The organism is Mucilaginibacter sp. cycad4 (assembly GCF_034263275.1).
In the GTDB taxonomy this organism is placed as follows: domain Bacteria; phylum Bacteroidota; class Bacteroidia; order Sphingobacteriales; family Sphingobacteriaceae; genus Mucilaginibacter.
In genome coordinates this window covers 2,079,479-2,096,515 of record NZ_CP139559.1, presented here as the reverse complement: position 1 = coordinate 2,096,515, position 17,037 = coordinate 2,079,479, and the positions used below count along the sequence as shown (strand labels likewise).

At 44.7% G+C, this 17,037-nt stretch carries 11 protein-coding genes; 4 read left to right on the top strand and 7 right to left on the bottom strand.

Annotated features, from left to right (window positions below; translation table 11 throughout):
- Nucleotides 1–19 precede the first annotated feature (19 nt).
- From SNE26_RS08465 to SNE26_RS08440, 6 genes are all read right to left on the bottom strand, one after another.
- The gene (locus SNE26_RS08465; protein ID WP_321558924.1) at nucleotides 20–682 is read right to left on the bottom strand and encodes a bifunctional 4-hydroxy-2-oxoglutarate aldolase/2-dehydro-3-deoxy-phosphogluconate aldolase; all 663 of its coding nucleotides are present in this window, start codon (nucleotides 680–682) and stop codon (nucleotides 20–22) included.
- Nucleotides 679–1,710 (bottom strand): sugar kinase, encoded by a 1,032-nt coding sequence (locus SNE26_RS08460; RefSeq protein ID WP_321558923.1) that lies wholly within the window; start codon nucleotides 1,708–1,710, stop codon nucleotides 679–681. The genes SNE26_RS08465 and SNE26_RS08460 overlap by 4 nt, the downstream gene beginning before the upstream one ends.
- On the bottom strand, nucleotides 1,711–3,111 hold the full coding sequence (uxaC, locus tag SNE26_RS08455) for a glucuronate isomerase (protein WP_321558922.1): 1,401 nt from the start codon (nucleotides 3,109–3,111) through the stop codon (nucleotides 1,711–1,713).
- Between the two features lie 209 nt (nucleotides 3,112–3,320).
- Complete coding sequence (locus SNE26_RS08450; protein WP_321558921.1) at nucleotides 3,321–5,027, bottom strand: sodium/sugar symporter; 1,707 nt, start codon at nucleotides 5,025–5,027, stop codon at nucleotides 3,321–3,323.
- 48 nt (nucleotides 5,028–5,075) lie between these two features.
- Complete coding sequence (gene xylA, locus SNE26_RS08445; RefSeq protein ID WP_321558920.1) at nucleotides 5,076–6,401, bottom strand: xylose isomerase; 1,326 nt, start codon at nucleotides 6,399–6,401, stop codon at nucleotides 5,076–5,078.
- Between the two features lie 110 nt (nucleotides 6,402–6,511).
- Nucleotides 6,512–7,987: an FGGY family carbohydrate kinase gene (locus tag SNE26_RS08440; protein WP_321558919.1), complete on the bottom strand. Its 1,476-nt coding sequence runs from the start codon at nucleotides 7,985–7,987 to the stop codon at nucleotides 6,512–6,514.
- A gap of 130 nt (nucleotides 7,988–8,117) precedes the next feature.
- On the opposite strand from SNE26_RS08440, the gene SNE26_RS08435 reads away from it, so the two are divergent.
- Nucleotides 8,118–9,149 (top strand): LacI family DNA-binding transcriptional regulator, encoded by a 1,032-nt coding sequence (locus SNE26_RS08435; RefSeq protein WP_321558918.1) that lies wholly within the window; start codon nucleotides 8,118–8,120, stop codon nucleotides 9,147–9,149.
- Between the two features lie 338 nt (nucleotides 9,150–9,487).
- Here SNE26_RS08435 and SNE26_RS08430 read toward each other — a convergent pair whose 3' ends face one another.
- The gene (locus SNE26_RS08430; RefSeq protein ID WP_321558917.1) at nucleotides 9,488–12,040 is read right to left on the bottom strand and encodes a glycoside hydrolase family 9 protein; all 2,553 of its coding nucleotides are present in this window, start codon (nucleotides 12,038–12,040) and stop codon (nucleotides 9,488–9,490) included.
- A gap of 488 nt (nucleotides 12,041–12,528) precedes the next feature.
- On the opposite strand from SNE26_RS08430, the gene SNE26_RS08425 reads away from it, so the two are divergent.
- The 3 genes from SNE26_RS08425 to SNE26_RS08415 are packed head-to-tail and all read left to right on the top strand — an operon-like array spanning nucleotide 12,529 to nucleotide 17,035.
- Nucleotides 12,529–14,439, top strand: coding sequence for an alpha/beta hydrolase-fold protein (locus SNE26_RS08425; RefSeq protein ID WP_321558916.1), 1,911 nt, complete (start codon nucleotides 12,529–12,531; stop codon nucleotides 14,437–14,439).
- 35 nt (nucleotides 14,440–14,474) lie between these two features.
- The gene (locus tag SNE26_RS08420; protein WP_321558915.1) at nucleotides 14,475–15,818 is read left to right on the top strand and encodes a family 43 glycosylhydrolase; all 1,344 of its coding nucleotides are present in this window, start codon (nucleotides 14,475–14,477) and stop codon (nucleotides 15,816–15,818) included.
- 35 nt (nucleotides 15,819–15,853) lie between these two features.
- Nucleotides 15,854–17,035 carry an endo-1,4-beta-xylanase gene (locus SNE26_RS08415; RefSeq protein WP_321558914.1) on the top strand — a complete coding sequence of 394 codons (1,182 nt, stop codon included), beginning with the start codon at nucleotides 15,854–15,856 and terminating at the stop codon, nucleotides 17,033–17,035.
- The last annotated feature ends 2 nt before the right edge of the window (nucleotides 17,036–17,037 follow it).

Here is a 17,037-nt window from a genome sequence, read left to right as displayed (position 1 = left end):
ATAATTTAGGGTTAACAGGCTATTTAATGGTTTGTACTATTTCCAGCAGCTTGAGGGTATCGTTATACAGCTTGTCGTACTCCTGGTTTTCCAGTACGTTTTTGCTGATGAGCTTGCTGCCCATGCCCACCGCGCATACCCCTGCTTTAAACCAGGTACTGATGCTGTCATGGTTCAATTCAACCCCACCTGTTGGTATAAACAATTGGCCGGCAAACAAATCCCTGATTGAGGATACAAACTCGGGCCCCAGTATATTGGCCGGGAATATTTTTATTAAAGCAGCTTCATTTTGTTGAGCTGTGTAAATTTCGGTTGGCGTCATACAACCGGGAATCCATAACAGGTTGTGCTGCGCTGCCAGTTTACCCACTTCAGGGTTAACAATTGGCGACACGATGAAATCGGCTCCTGCCTCAATAAAGGCCTCAGCCTCCTGAGCACTTTTAATGGTACCGATACCTAATTCAAGTCCCGGCATTTCGCCATTGGCCAATGCTTGTTTTAACACCCTGAAGTTTTCGAGGGCGGCAACGCCCCGGTTGGTATATTCAAATACCCTTATGCCTGCTTTATAAAGTGTGCGGGTTATTTGCAGGCTCACTTCCGGGTCTTTGTAAAAGAACAGCGGTAATGTCCCTTGCTTTAGTATCGCGTCAAGTACTATGTCTTTTTTGCTCATTGTTTCATTGCGTTATAAATTTTATCAACTGTTTTGGTGGTCGCATCGCCTTCAATAAACAGCTTTTCGAAAGCGGCTGCAGTTGCAAAGTCCAGTAGTTGCTGCGGATCCTGCTTGTTATAAAAGCCGTAGATAAGTCCTGCCATAAAGCAATCCCCACTGCCTACTTTATCAACCACAGTTTCGGTTGTATAGGTTGGCGAATGATAAAAGCGATTGCCCGCATAAAGCGAAGTATAATATTCAACGCCTTTACCGGCATCAAAACGGAAGGTATTAGCAACAGCCCGGCAACGCGGGTAAGCCTCCATAATCCTTTCGGACGAGTAAAGCCCTTCCTTAAGGTAAATGCTTTGCTGACCCGATTCATGAATATCCGGCGTAACGGGAATGCCCAGCATAGTTTCCTCGGCCCAAACATTGCCCATAATTATATCGGCGTATTGTACCAGCTTTGGCATTATCTCCGTTGGCTTTTTGCCGTACTGCCACAATTTAGGGCGATAATTAAGATCAACAGATATGATGATATGTTTCCTGCTTGCCGCCTGTAAAACCTCCTCGCAAACATCGGCAGCCTGCTGGCTTAACGCCGGGCATATTGCGCTGAAATGAAACCAGCTTACCCCTTCCAGAACAGCATCCCAGTTAACCATGCCCGGTTTCAGATCGGCAAAGGCCGAACCGGCACGGTCATATACAATGGCATTGTTCTTTACATCTTTACCACGGGTAAGGTAATAAAGGCCTATCCTGTTACCACTATGATGTATTGCTGATGTATCGATGTTTTTGCTTTCCAGGTAGCTGATAATCTGTTCGGATAAGGCATTATCAGGCAAAGCGGTAAAATATTTTATTGGCTGCTCCCAAAGGGCTAAAGCATTGGCTACGTTAAGCTCGGCGCCACCCATAAAAAATGGCAGCTTATTGCTTTTTAGCCATTGCCCTTCGCCATCGGGGCACATGCGTAACAACAGTTCGCCAAATGACAGGATACTTCCCTTTGTATTTTCGATATTGCTCATTTAAAAATTGAAATAGTTTTTGGCGTTAAAATAGCAAATATCGCTCACGATCTTGCCAGTCCATTCAATATCATTTGGCAGTTCGCCGTTTTCAATATCATCGCCCAACAGGTTACAAAGCAACCTGCGGAAATATTCATGCCTCGGGAACGACATAAAGCTCCTCGAATCGGTAAGCATACCAACCAAACGGCTCAGCAGCCCCATATTTGATAAAGCGTTTAATTGCTTGATCATGCCATCCTTTTGATCCAGGAACCACCAGGCCGAACCAAACTGCATTTTTCCTGCTACCGAACCATCATTGTAATTACCAACCATGGTAGCAAACAGCTCGTTATCGGCGGGATTTAGATTATAAATAATGGTTTTAGCTAACTGGTTAGTGGTATCCAGCCTGTTCAGGAATTTAGATAGTGCCCTGCCCTGTGCAAAATCGCCGATAGAATCCCAGCCTGTATCGGGACCTAAGTTGGTTAAAGCGCGTGCATTATTATTGCGCAGCGCACCAAGGTGAAATTGCTGTACCCAGCCCTTTTCATGATCCCAAATGGCAAAATAGTACAACATAGCCGATTTAAATTTCAGGATCTCCAAAGGAAGGAGTACGTCGTTATTTCTGATCTTACCGAAGATAGCGGTAATCTCCGCATCGGTATAGTCTTCCGCGTAGATCTGCTCCAGGCCATGGTCAGATAATTTACAGCCATTCGCCGCAAAATAATCATGACGGCTTTTAAGAGCTTTCAGATAATCATCAAAATTTGAAATATCTACATTAGCCACAGCTTGTAGCTGATCGATGTATTTGTTAAGCCCGGCAATATCATCGGCATTCATGGCTTTATCAGGGCGATACGCAGGTAATATTTTTACGCTATATGCGTCCTGCTTCAGTTTTTGATGATAACTGAGATTGTCCAGCGGATCATCAGTAGTACCAACAACTTCTACATTTTTATTTTTGAGGATATTGCGGATGCTAAACTCCGGCGATTGCAGCTTTTCATTGCATTGAGCGTATATTTTTTGCGCCGATGCTGGCGAAAGCAACTCATCGATACCAAAATACCGTTGCAATTCGAGGTGTGTCCAATGGTATAGCGGGTTTCTTAGCGTATATGGTACGGTAGCAGCCCATTGCATAAACTTTTCTTCGTCGGTTTTATTACCGGTGATATAAGCTTCATTTACACCATTTGCCCGCATGGCGCGCCATTTGTAATGATCGCCATAAAGCCAAATTTGGGTTATGTTTTTAAAATTGATATCATCTGCTATCTGATCTGGTGGCAAATGGCAGTGGTAATCAATAATAGGCTGATGGCTCGCAAACTCGTGGTATAAGCGCTGCGCCGTTTTAGTTTGAAGTAAAAAATCCTGATCTAAAAAATTCTTCATTGGTTGTTAACAGATGAATACCATGGTTATTGGTATAGTAGTTTATGCTTGTAAGCGGCAAATTACACATCATATAGGCAAGTTGGAAGTAATAAGACCAAACAATCCACGCAAACGTTTTCGTTAACCGGTAAATGCTATCAACTACGAAGCAAAAAGGCGATGAGTATTAACCCATCGCCTTTTTTTATCTGTTGGTAAAATTTATGCTACCAGAAAATTGAGTACAATGCAACTACAATACCGGTTACAATTAATGCACCTGCTAAAAATCCTCTTGACGTTTTAAACATCGAAGCTTCAATTTCAAGGCCATTTGTTGTAACGCCCCTGGCCTGGTCAATTTTTGATATAATGTACATACCGATAACGCAGAGAATAAATACAAAACCCATACGGTCAAGGAAAGGGATTTCGTATAACTTGGTTACCTTATCATCCTGCAAGGCTAATTTTGAGAAGCCATACGGCGACAGGAAACTCAGATCAATAAACCTTGGGCAAAGTTTAAAGAAGCATGAGAATATGAACCCGCCGATGGTTGCAAATAATGCAGCATTTGAAGTCGCTTTTTTCCAGAAGAAACCAAGGATAAACATGGCAAAGATACCCGGAGATACGAAGCCCGTATATTCCTGGATATACTGGAAGCCCTGCTTACCTTCGCCCATTAATGCTTTACCGATAAGCTCAGATAACAGGATACCTAATAACAAGGCAACCAGTACGGAGATTTTACCCAGGTTAACCAGTTTCTTATCGGTAGCTTCAGGATTGATTGCTTTTTTGTAAATATCCAAAGTAAAGATGGTAGCGATACTGTTTGCTTTACCTGCCAATGAGGCTACAATTGCAGCAGTTAACGCGGCAAATGAAAGGCCTTTTAAGCCGCTTGGCAATAAGTTTAACAGTGACGGATATGCTTTGTTAGGATCCAATACACCTGATGAGCTTGCCATTTCCTGGTGGAACATACCTTTTTGATATAACAGGTAGGCAGCAATACCAGGCAGCACTACAATAACAGGCATCAGCAACTTAAGGAAAGCCGCAAACAGAATTCCGCCGCGGGCAGTTTTAAGGTTTGCGCCCAAAGCCCTTTGCGTGATATATTGATTACAGCCCCAGTAATTAAGGTTAGTGATCCACATACCGCCAATCAGTACAGATAAACCCGGAAGGTCCATGTAATTTGGATTATCCTTTTTAAAGATCATATGGAAGTGATCTGTAGCTTCGCTATGGAGGATCTTGAAACCGTTTAATAAGCCTGTGGTGCCTTCTTTTTCACTTAACAAAGTAAGTGCAAGATAAGATGCCATTAAACCGCCCAATATCAATACCGCCACCTGAATAACGTCAGTATAGCCGATAACCTTCATACCGCCCAGTGTAATAACTGCCGAGAATATCGCAAGCAACCAGATACACAGGTGAATATCCAGGCCTGATATACCGCTGACAGCTAATGCACCAAGGTAAAGGATAGACATTAAGTTAACCACGATGTACAGCAACAGCCAAAAGATGGCCATGATCATAGCTACTGTTCCGTTATACCGCTGGTGCAGGAACTGCGGCATGGTAAAAATCTTATTTTTAAGATATACCGGGATAAAGAAAACCGCCACAATGATGAGGGTAATAGCAGCCATCCACTCGTAAGTAGATATCGCCAGACCCATTTTAAACGCAGACCCACTTGTACCTATAAATTGTTCGGCAGAAATATTTGAAGCGATGAGCGATGCGCCGATAGCCCACCAGGTTAACGACCCTTCGGCCAAAAAATAGTCTTTTGAGGTGGCATCGGCGTTGTGTTTACGCTTATACACCCACCAGCCGTAACTGGCAACAATTACAAAGTAGATAAAGAAAACAGCATAATCGCCATTCGAAAGGGTTTTGAGGTTCATTGTTTTGGTTTGTCTTTGGGTTTAATATGTATGATTGACAATTATAAACTATATATATCGATTTATCAAATTTTCGATGTATTCTTGTTTACCGCTTGTCACTTTAGGTTCGCCATTAGCTATCGCATAGTTACGCAAATCTTCCAAAGAAACCTTACCCTCTTCAAAATCTTTCCCGGTGCCGGCATCAAATGAGGCATACCTGTCGGTACGTAATTTTTTATATTCCGATTTTTGCAAAATATTATCAGCAGTTACCAAAGCCCTTGCAAAAAGGTCCATACCGCCAATATGCGCATAGAACAAATCGGCCGGATCAGTTGAGTTACGGCGGATCTTGGCATCAAAGTTAATACCGCCACCCTGGAAACCACCTGCCTCAAGAATGATCAGCATGCACTCGGTCACTTCATTGATATCGTTAGGGAACTGGTCGGTATCCCAACCGTTTTGCGTATCACCGCGGTTGGCGTCTATCGAACCTAATAAACCTGAGTCGGCAGCTACCTGAAGCTCATGCTGGAAAGTATGGCCAGCCAATGTGGCATGGTTAACTTCAAGGTTCAGTTTAAAATCGTTGATCAGATCGTATTTCTGTAAAAAGCCTAACACTGTGGCGGCGTCATAATCATACTGGTGTTTGGTTGGCTCGCATGGCTTAGGCTCGATAAAGAATGTACCCTTAAAGCCTTGCTTACGGGCATAATCTTTAGCAGTATGTAAAAACTTAGCCAAATGCTCCTGTTCGCGTTTCATATTGGTATTCAGCAGGCTCATATAACCTTCACGGCCACCCCAGAAAACGTAGTTTTCGCCACCTAAAGCAATAGTTGCATCAAGTGCCGCTTTTACCTGCGCGCCGGCATGTGCCAATACATGAAAATCAGGATTGGTTGATGCACCGTTCATATAACGTTTGTGGCTGAACAGGTTTGCAGTACCCCAAAGCAATTTTACACCGCTGGCAGCCTGTTTTTGTTTGGCATAATCAACCAAAGCCTGTAAACGGCGATCGTTTTCGGCAACATCATTGCCATAATCAACCACGTCAACGTCGTGAAAGCAGTAATACGGCAGGTTCATTTTGGTGAGGAACTCAAATGCCGCGTCCATTTTGTCTTTTGCGCGCTCAACGGCGTCAGATTTTTCATCCCATGGGAAAACATGCGTAGCGCCGCCAAACGGATCGGCACCGTTACCGCAGAACGAGTGCCAGTAAGCTCCCGCAAAACGTAAATGATCTTTCATGGTCTTGCCGGCCACTACCCTATCCGCATCATACCAGCGAAACGCCAGCGGGTTATCTGATTCAAGACCTTCAAATTTTATCTGGCCTATTTCTTTGAAAAATTCTTTTTCGCCTGTTACTATCATTTTAATTATTGAATTAGTGAGTTATTGAATTAATGATTTTTTTATTGGGTAATTGTTGAATTATTTATTTGGATACACGGGCAATACCTTTCGCCTTTAACCTTAACCTTTCACTTCAGTTTCGCCTCTAAAAGAGTTTTCCACTCCTGGTAAACCGGTTCAAATTGGTCTGTAGTTGGTTCAACCAGTTTAATGGCTTTGATATTGCTGAATGCTTCGGCCGGTGATTTGAAGATACCCGCACCTATGCCCGCGCCTAAAGCTGCGCCTACGCTACCATCGTTATTATAAAGTTCAACAGGCACACCCGTGGCATTTACAAAGGTTTGGGTGAACAGATCGCTCAGGAAAAGGTTGCTTTTGCCTGCGCGGATCACGGTAGGGTTCATGCCGTTGCCGCGCATAATATCAAATCCATAACGGAACGATGAGGCTATCCCCTCTTGCACCGCCCTGAAAATATGTGCAGGTGTATGCAGGTTAAGGTCGATATTTTGAAAATGTGCACCCACTTGTTTATTATTTAACATACGCTCTGCACCGTTGCCAAATGGCAATACCTGCAGGCCCTCGCTGCCCAGGGGCGCTTTTTCGGCTTCTGCATTCATTTGGTTATAGCTATAGCCTGTACCGAAAGCGTTTTTTACCCAGCGATACAAACTTCCGGTTCCGTTAATACAAAGCAGTACGCCAAGCCTCTTTTGCTCATCAGCATAATTAACGTGTGCAAAGGTATTGATGCGTGATTGCTGGTCATAAACCAGTTGGTCATCCACGCCATATATAACACCCGATGTGCCGGCTGTGGCAGCTACCTCGCCGGGGTTAAGCACGTTTAATGAGAGGGCATTATTGGGCTGGTCGCCGGATTTATAAGTAACCGGAATGCCTGCCTTTAAATTCAGTTTTTCGGCAACGGAGGCCTGCAAAGTTCCATGCGAGGAAAATACGGGGTTTATAACCGGGAAGAGGTTTTCGTCAAAACCAAAGTAATTGATAATTTCTTTAGAGATGCCGTTAGCCTTAAAATCAAAGAATACACCTTCAGATAATGCAGAGACCGATGTGGTTATCTCGCCTGTAAGCTTCATGGCAATATAATCGCCGGGCAGCATGATCTTATCAATTTTACTGTAGATCGCCGGTTCGTTCTCTTTTACCCAGGCCAGTTTTGAGGCCGTAAAGTTACCCGGCGAATTGAGCAGGTGCGACAGGCAGTGTTCTTCTCCTATTACACCAAAGGCTTTATCGCCTATTTCAACGGCACGGCTGTCACACCATATAATACTATCGCGTAAAACATTTTGATCTTTATCAACCAATACCAGGCCGTGCATTTGGTATGCTATACCTATGGCTGCTATATCTTTTGCATTATAATTGCCTTTAGCATGACAGCGCTCCAATGCTTTTTGTGCCTGCTGCCACCACATGGAGGGAGACTGTTCAGCCCAGCCGGGATGCAGTGCTTTAATTGGCGACTCCTGGTCGGGGTATTGTGCCGAAGCGATTGTATTTTGCGTTGCGGCGTCAACAACACTTACTTTTACCGACGAAGTACCTATATCAATCCCTAATAACAGCATAGCCTATTCAGATTTTTGTATGATTTTTTGGTTGTATTTATTAATTGGTAACTTAACGCAACGAAAATAAAGAAATAAATAAAAATTGCAATCGATTGCGTAAAATATTTTTTCCAACTTGCACGCTATAATGAAGAAAGTTAAACGCACCACCATTTATGACATTGCCGCCAAGCTCGGCATAACCGCGTCTTCGGTATCAAGAGCGCTGAATAACAGCAGCCAGGTGAACGAAAAAACCAGGGAGCTGATCATCAAAACCGCCGATGAGCTCAATTATAAACGCAACACCCTTGCCTCCAACCTGCGCAAAGGGCATTCAAAAACCATTGGTGTGGTGGTACCGCGGATAAACCAGAACTTTTTCAGTAACGTGATAGCCGGCATTGAGGAAACAACCTATCAAAAAGGATACAACCTTATCATCTGCCAATCGGGCGAAGTACATGATAAAGAGATCCAGTGCGTTAATACGCTCATTAACCAACATGTGGATTGTATAGTAATATCGGTATCGGCGGATAGCTACGACTATCAACACCTGCAGAATGTACTTGACCATGGCATTCAGCTGATCCAGTTTGACCGTGTTGCCGAAGAGCTGGAGACCCTCAAAGTGATCAATGATAACGAGCAGGCTTCGTTTGAAGCGGTATCACACCTGATAGAGAATGGGTACAAACGCATTGCATTACTTGAAGGTCCGCAAAACCTCAATATTTTTCGCCAGCGAAAAAACGGGTACCTGAGGGCATTGGAAACGTATAAGATTGCAGTTATTGATGAACTGGTAGTTGAAAACGCCTGGACAAAAGAACTCGGCGCCGAAGCTACGCGTAAACTGCTTAACCTCCCTCATCCTCCTGATGCGATATTCGCTTCAACGTCCGATTTTTCGGCTTTAGGTGTTCTGGAAGTGGCCAATGCGATGAATATTAAAGTACCATCTGAACTTGGCATTTGCGGTTACTCTAATGAAGCATTTACGGAGATCACAAGTCCGTCGATAACTTCGATAGACCAATTCAGTGTTTATATGGGTAAAACTATAGGTAACTTATTTTTCCAGGAGATTGCCAATACTGAGGTTTCAGTTAAACCCAAGATCATCAGTATAAAACCGGAATTGATTATACGGGGCTCCACAGCAAAGAAGGGATAAGGCCCGAGCCCCTCTAAATCCCACAACTGGCGCAAGTATGAAGGGCTGGAAATGTGTGTAAGGGCTACTTGTGCCTGTCTCAGTATCTTACATTTCTGAAAACACCGCTCACGAGTTCCTAACCTGGCGCCGTAGCCTTTACGAACTCGCACCGCTTTTGTTTAAAGAAAGTACCTATCCCCCAAACACATAAGTAATACACAGAGAAGCCCTGCCGGCAAAATGCTGACAGGGCTTCTCTGTAATGAACAGTTTACCTAGATCCACCTCCCCGACTTCATTGATTCGAAGTCGGGAAAGTGATTGCTAAAATTTGAAATAATGCTCCTTTAACTTAGTTAATTATGCAGACCTAACTGATTAGCGGCTCCTGACAAAACAATGTACTGAGCACAGCCGGCAATTGTTACTTCATTCTCCCCCCAGAAAAACGGCCAGTCTTCCTTGTTTTCCGGAAAATCAGGTTTGAGCAGCAGTATACCAGGCACAACCCCACCGGCAATAAACCTGAAATCGGCCCGGTTATTACCATAGGTTACTTTTTTTGAACGTACACCTACTGATGATACAAAGGAAAGGTTTGAATAAGGATGGCACCCAAAGATATAATTCAACCCTTTGTAAACATATTCGGGGCCGATTATATTAGGGAAATACTTATTTGCGTAATAGTTGGTAATGGCGTAGTTAATAACCTGTCCGCTACCGCCCCATCCGCCCGGTGTAACGGGTACACCATAAGGGTTCTGTTTATCATACTCATCGCACGTGGCTTTGTATTTTTGCATGTAGCCCGCTATTTTATCCTGGTAATCTTTATCCATATAAGGGTAAGCGTGCAGCGCATTTATCATCACAAAGCCCGGAAAACGATCAAGCATCGGCATGATCAATTTTTTGAAATGATCGGCATACAGCTGATCTTTGGTTGTGATATACAATTGAAGAGCGGCAAGCATTTCGTTACCTGCAAGGAACCTGTTACGTGCCCGGGCTGCCGAGTCCATGTGCATTTTCAGGCTATCGTCTTCATGCCAAAGTCTTTGGGCACATTGGAGGCTTTTTAAGGCCAGGGTATCATTATATCCTTTAAGCGCCCTGCTGGCAGCAGCAAGTGCAGCAGCTGTCTGGTAATCCAATGCTATGTTCCTTGTGGTGAACGCCCACCGGTCATCCATGGTACCGCTTGATTTACCGTCGGTTTGGTAGGGCTTCAGCGAGGCGTTATAAGGCAGGTTATCTGTTTCGTTAACGGCGTCCCCGAGGTGATGGTACTGGTGCAGATTCGGCACTATGATTCCGCGCGCCGGATGGCCAATGTTCACCACCTGCGCCACCAGGTTAAGCGTGCCGTGTTCTATTTGCTGCAAAAGATCAGGCTTACCATCGGGGCGGTGTATATCTACGTACCGTGTTGGGTAATCTACATATGTTTCGTCGCGATCGATTTTAAAATTCTCCCAGGCTTCAACAAAACTCAATACAACGCTGCAGTGCGATGGCGTTTCAATGTCAAAGTCGCCGGCATCAAACCAGCCGCCAACGTTAAGCCCGGGGATCCGTTCAAGCGGTTTATATTTGGTATCAGTAGTTGGCCCCATCTGGTAAGTGTCAAAGTGCTGGTGGTTTGGAGGTGCCTGCAAGGCATCGTCAAGGAAAGGCGCACCGTGCCATACACGGTAGGCTTCGTTAACCATCATGTGATCCATCTGAACCGGAAACCAAACATCCATTGTGGGATGCCCTATATTTTCATAAATATTTGCATTTATGGGGAATGCATTGGTTTTTTGGTCGCCATAGGCTATCACATATAATCCGGCCTTTTTTACACTGCTGAAATCAAATTTCAAATAATTGTAACGGGTAAATTGCCCCCAGTGCTGTGCAGCTGATTTAAGCCGCTCAAGGTATTTCCCATCGGGTGTTACCTCAAAAAGCGTCGCGGTTTTTAATGGTGTATCATTTTTATCCAGCTCTATTACGGCGGTCTTTTGCTGATCCGGGCGATAACCTACCTGCGAAAACTCTATTACCGGCGCACGCTTCCAACCAGGAACGGCGTTAGGCTCAATATACCATGTTAACACCTTACCCGTTTTACCGGCCGGCAACAAACTGCGGACGATAAACCATCCGTTTTGTGCAAGGCTCCGGCCGTCAAACAACTTAAGGTCTGCATCCAAGGATTGAATTTTAATGGTGCGCTCGGGATCTTCAGGTGCCATTAACAGCGTTTTACCGGTAGCAAGCGGTGCCGGATCGATAAATTCATTACGGCCGCGATCGTCAAATGTGGTATGACCGGCAAACTGCGGGATTTTTTGGCTTGATGGAAGCATTTTTGTCAAACCCGCCGGATACAGCGGAAATTCGCCTGGTTTTCCATCAATCAAAAATGTTTTTTCAAAATAGGCTGATGGTATGATCTCAAGATTAAACCCTGCCTTGCCCGCTAATTTTTCCGGCACCGGTTTATCCAGATACAAATTCAGCTCAACACCGTTGCCCTTAGGTGTTACGCTGATCTTTGAATCAAAATCGTAGCCTTCATAACGCATGGTTACGTCAATACGATGATTAACGCTATCAACCGTGCGGTTTACCAGCGTGGGCACCAGGTCCCACTGCTCGGGCGTATTTTGCAGGCGTACCGCGCCGCCGGTAATGGTACGAACGCCGTGGTGTATCAGTTCAACACCGGCCGTTTTCTCGTCCTGAAAAATTCCGTTGTATTGGTTACTGAATACCAGTACGTTTACGCCGGGCGTTTCGAAATAGCCCAGCTTGTTTAATTTTAGTTTTTGAGCCATGACATGGATAGATAACAGGCAAAGGATCAATGCCATCGCCACCATAACCGGCTTTGGTGAGTAAATTTTTAATTGCATGGTTTATAATATTGATTATAGAAGTTTATGATCGGGCATACCGATTACGGACCGTACGAAAGTATCCGTACAAAAGCTGGTTTGCTACCACAATCCAATATTTTGATACCACGAATGTATCTACACTCCTCTGCGGTAAAAAAGCTATATGATTGTTACAATCAATGCAGGTAAACCACTATCCGGGAATTCATAAACCTTCAAAACAAACTCACAATCAATAACTTAACCAAAAGTTCCATCAATCAACAGCAAACAGCCGCTACATTTACCTTTCGCCCATTTATTTTCGCCAACCTGGTTTATTAGTTATTTTTTTGGCCTTAAACATTCGTGCTATCATTATCATGATTTGTGTTAACCACAGCAAAGTGCTTGCCCTACTTTCGGGTATTCCTCAAACGAGCAAAAACTAACACAATTTAACCCGCTTTAGCCTCTTTAATCCGAAAGACAATCAGTTTAGCGGATTAACTGACAACAGAATTATGAAGAAGATAGCCTACCTCACCGTCATTGGCATTTTGCCTGCCCTACTGGCCCTTTCACAGCCGGCTCTTAAACATTCACCTGCCGGCTTCGACACTTACCGCGCTGGGATAGCACACGGAAAATTAGACACCGTCACCTATGATTCAAAAACAGTTGGCTCCAAACGCCGCGCGGTAGTATACCTGCCGCCCGGGTATACTGCAAAAAAAACATATCCTGTTCTTTACCTCCTTCATGGCATTGGTGGCGATGAATTTGAATGGCTTAACCAGGGCAAGCCCCAGGTGATATTGGATAACTTGTATGCCGATAAAAAACTGGAACCAATGATTGTGGTGTTGCCCAATGGCCGCGCAATGAAGGATGACCGCGCCACCGGCAATATAATGGCTCCGGATAAAGTAGCCGCATTTGCAACTTTTGAGCATGACTTGCTGGATGACCTGATCCCATTTATCCAAAAAAAGTATCCTGATTATACCGATCGCGAACACCGGGCGCTGGCCGGATTATCAATGGGCGGCGGTCAGTCACTTAATTTTGGACTGGGAAACCTGGATAAATTTGCCTGGGTTGGAGGCTTTTCATCGGCACCTAATACCAAAAAACCGGAAGAACTTGTACCTGATCCCGATGCCGCGAAAAGTAAACTTAAATTGCTCTGGATCTCCTGCGGCGATCATGACGGCTTAATGTCATTCAGTAAACGTACCCACGACTACCTGGAACAAAAAAACGTACCGCATATCTTTAGTGTCGAGCCGGGGATACATGACTTTAAGGTTTGGAAAAATGACCTTTACCTGTTCTCGCAGTTCCTGTTCAAACCTGTTGATATCGATAGATATAATGCGATGATCAAGGGCGGCCCTGCATCTACCAATATCAGAGGCTCAAAATATCCCTTTATCCAGCCCGACCACCGGGTGATTTTCCGCTTTAAGGCACCGGATGCACAAAAGGTGCAGGTTGACCTTGGCAAAAAATATGATATGGTGAAAGACACTGCCGGCTATTGGACAGCCACAACAGATTCAATTGGCGAAGGCTTCCATTATTATTCGTTGATTATAGATGGTGTGGCTACAACTGATCCTGCCAGCCAAACCTTTTACGGCATGGGACGTATGGCAAGCGGCATAGAAATACCATTTGACGGAGGCGGCTATTATGCTGTTAAAAACGTTCCGCACGGCGATATCCGTATCAAAACTTATTTTTCAACCGTAACTAAATCATGGCGAAGGCTATTTATTTATACCCCGCCGGGTTATGATGCAAGCCAGGTTAAATATCCTGCGTTGTATATACTACATGGCGGCGGTGAGGATGAAACCGGCTGGGCAACCCAGGGCAAAACCGATATGATCATGGATAACCTGATTGCAGCCAGGCAAGCCAAGCCCATGCTGGTGGTAATGCCCGATGCCAATTTCGGCGGGGGTTTTGGTGAAGCCGGCCTCAAAACCTTTGCAAGTGAAATAAAACAATGCATTATCCCCTTTATAGAAAAGAACTACCGGGTTGACCGCACCGCGCAAGGCCGTGCCCTGGCCGGGCTTTCCATGGGCGGACTTAATACTTTATATACCGGCATCTACAATACCGATACGTTCAGTTACCTTGGCGTATTCAGCTCGGGGTGGATTTTACCTGTACAAAATACCATCGCTGGTACACAGTATGACTTTATGAAGAAAAATGCCGCCAAAATCAACAGCAACCTGAAAGCATTTTGGATAGCCATGGGCGGCAAGGAGGATATTGCTTATAAAAATTGCCAGGTTATGCTGGGTAAGCTGGACGAGATGAAGATAAAACATACCTATTACGAGTACCCGGGAGGCCATACCTGGCCTGTTTGGCGAAATGATCTTTACAAATTTGCCCCCATCCTATTTAAATAATTAACGATCAAAAATCAGATCAATACATTCGTTTCATGAAAAATATTAAGTTCTGGCTATTGCTATTCGGATCAGTACTGAGCTTTGCCGGGCGATCCGTGGCACAAAATCCATTGATCAGAGACCAGTTTACGGCCGATCCATCGGCCCGCGTTTTTGGCGACAGGGTCTACGTTTATCCATCGCATGATATTAAGGCAACACCCGGCCATGGCCGCCCTGGTTGGTTCTGCATGGAAAATTACCATGTTTTTTCATCAGCCAACCTCACCGATTGGACTGATCATGGCATGATCATCAGCCAAACCACAGTGCCCTGGGCCGACCCGGCTTCGTACAGCATGTGGGCTCCCGACTGCATTTTCCGCAACGGCAAATATTATATGTATTTTCCTACAACCGCAAAAGGCAGCGAAAACGGCCGGGGCTTTACCATAGGTGTAGCGGTAGCCGATAAACCTTACGGCCCGTTTACCCCACGCCAAGAACCTATAAAAGGGGTACACGGCATTGATCCAAATGTGTTTATCGATAAAGACGGGCAGGCATACCTGTATTGGGCGCAGGGTAACCTGTATGCCGCAAAGCTTAAGGAAAACATGCTCGAACTTGCTTCAGAACCGGTAATTTTAACTGAGCTGCCGGATAAAGGGCTAAAGGAAGGCCCCTACCTGTTTGAACGTCAAGGCGTTTATTATTTGACCTATCCGCATGTGGCAAATAAAACTGAAAGGCTGGAATATGCTACCGGAAATAATCCGATGGGGCCTTTTAAATTTGCAGGCGTGATTATGGATGAGTCGGCTTCCGGTTGCTGGACCAATCACCAGTCTATCATCCGGTTTAAAAATCAATGGTACCTGTTTTACCACAACGATGACCTGTCACCTAACTTTGATAAAAACAGGTCGATAAGATGCGACAGCCTGTTTTTCAATGCCGACGGAACAATCAGGAAAGTTATCCCAACCCTGCGTGGCGTGGGAATAACCAAAGCCTCAGAAAAAATACAGATTGACAGGTACAGCGATAAGGACAGTACCGTTAAAATCTCTTTTCTTGATACCGCAAAAAGATTTGACGGATGGAAGACTACGTTCAACAATACCGATAGCTGGGTTCGTTACAATCGTGTTGACTTCAATGGCAAAAAATTTAAAGAATTGCAGGTTATGGCTAACGCGGAAGGCCCGGCAACTATAGAGGTGCGGCTTGGCAATACCACCGGACAATTACTGGCGACAGCGAAGATTGGCAAAGGAAGCGATTGGCAGGTTACGCAACTCCCTCTCACTTCGCCTCCTCCAAAAATTGCCGACTTGGTAATCGTATTAAAAAGCGGTACGGCTGCCAACATTGACTGGATAAGCTTTAAATAAATCCGATTACATTAGTCAAACTGTTCCTTACTAAAATGAAACTTAAAACTTTGATATCTTTTGTATTTCCGTTATTGCTGATGAGCTCTGCTGCTTTTATGTCGTTCACAAGCCGGCAGGCATTACATCCTGGGACAGGAGAAAATCGGGTTACCCATTCGCTATACAAGCCGGATAAAGGTTTGAAAGATTATTACCGAAAATATTTTCCTATCGGTGTTGCAATAAACACGGCTGCACTTAGCGGGCCTCAAGCAGAACTAATTGCAAAGGAGTTTAACAGTGTTACGCCGGAAAACGATATGAAAATGGGTCCCATTCATCCGCGCGAAAATGAATATAACTGGAAAAACGCCGACGCCATCGTAGCATTCGCGCAAGAGCACCACATGAAAATCAGGGGCCACAATTTGCTTTGGCATGCCCAGGCACCTGCATGGATGTTTAAAGACAGCACGGGCAAACAGGTAAGTAAAGATGTGTTACTGAAACGGCTTAAAGATCATATCACCACAGTAGTCAATCATTTTAAAGGTAAGATCTATGCGTGGGACGTAGTTAACGAAGCCATTGATGATAAGCCCGATAACTACCTGCGTAACTCGTTATGGTACCAGATCTGCGGCGAGGATTTTATTGCCAAAGCGTTTGAATACGCCCATGAAGCAGACCCAGACGCCCAGCTTTTTTACAACGATTACAATAGTGAAGTTCCATCCAAGCGGGATAAGATCTGCAAATTGCTCAGGAGCCTTAAAGATGCGGGCGTACCTGTCACCGGAGTAGGCCTGCAGGGCCACTGGAAATTAACTGACCCCAGTTTGCAACAAATAACTGAAGCTATGGATAAGTATGCAGCGCTTGGATTAAAGCTGCAGATCACCGAATTGGATGTTACCGTACGTACCGGCCCGCCGCATAAAGCAGGCGATCAAACGGTGCCGGATTCCGCATATACTGAAACCATGGCCGCCCAACAAGCCGAAAGGTATAAGGCGATCTTTGAGATCTTCAGGAAATACAAAAAAGTAATAACCGGGGTTACTTTTTGGAATGTATCAGACCGGTACAGCTGGCTTGATTTCCGTGGTGGCGGTATTGCCGGCGGCGCAGCTGCCACCGAGGGCACAAGCCGCAAAGTTATCAAAGCCTACCCTCTCCTGTTTGATGAAAAACTTCAGCGAAAAAAGGCATATTGGGCTGTGGTTAACTTTTAACA

Bases quoted from the DNA above. Each gene is read 5' to 3' on its own strand.
- SNE26_RS08465 (WP_321558924.1), bottom strand. From the start codon at position 682: ATGAGCAAAAAAGACATAGTACTTGACGCGATACTAAAGCAAGGGACA.
- SNE26_RS08460 (WP_321558923.1), bottom strand. From the start codon at position 1,710: ATGAGCAATATCGAAAATACAAAGGGAAGTATCCTGTCATTTGGCGAA.
- uxaC (WP_321558922.1), bottom strand. From the start codon at position 3,111: ATGAAGAATTTTTTAGATCAGGATTTTTTACTTCAAACTAAAACGGCG.
- SNE26_RS08450 (WP_321558921.1), bottom strand. From the start codon at position 5,027: ATGAACCTCAAAACCCTTTCGAATGGCGATTATGCTGTTTTCTTTATC.
- xylA (WP_321558920.1), bottom strand. From the start codon at position 6,401: ATGATAGTAACAGGCGAAAAAGAATTTTTCAAAGAAATAGGCCAGATA.
- SNE26_RS08440 (WP_321558919.1), bottom strand. From the start codon at position 7,987: ATGCTGTTATTAGGGATTGATATAGGTACTTCGTCGGTAAAAGTAAGT.
- SNE26_RS08435 (WP_321558918.1), top strand. From the start codon at position 8,118: ATGAAGAAAGTTAAACGCACCACCATTTATGACATTGCCGCCAAGCTC.
- SNE26_RS08430 (WP_321558917.1), bottom strand. From the start codon at position 12,040: ATGCAATTAAAAATTTACTCACCAAAGCCGGTTATGGTGGCGATGGCA.
- SNE26_RS08425 (WP_321558916.1), top strand. From the start codon at position 12,529: ATGAAGAAGATAGCCTACCTCACCGTCATTGGCATTTTGCCTGCCCTA.
- SNE26_RS08420 (WP_321558915.1), top strand. From the start codon at position 14,475: ATGAAAAATATTAAGTTCTGGCTATTGCTATTCGGATCAGTACTGAGC.
- SNE26_RS08415 (WP_321558914.1), top strand. From the start codon at position 15,854: ATGAAACTTAAAACTTTGATATCTTTTGTATTTCCGTTATTGCTGATG.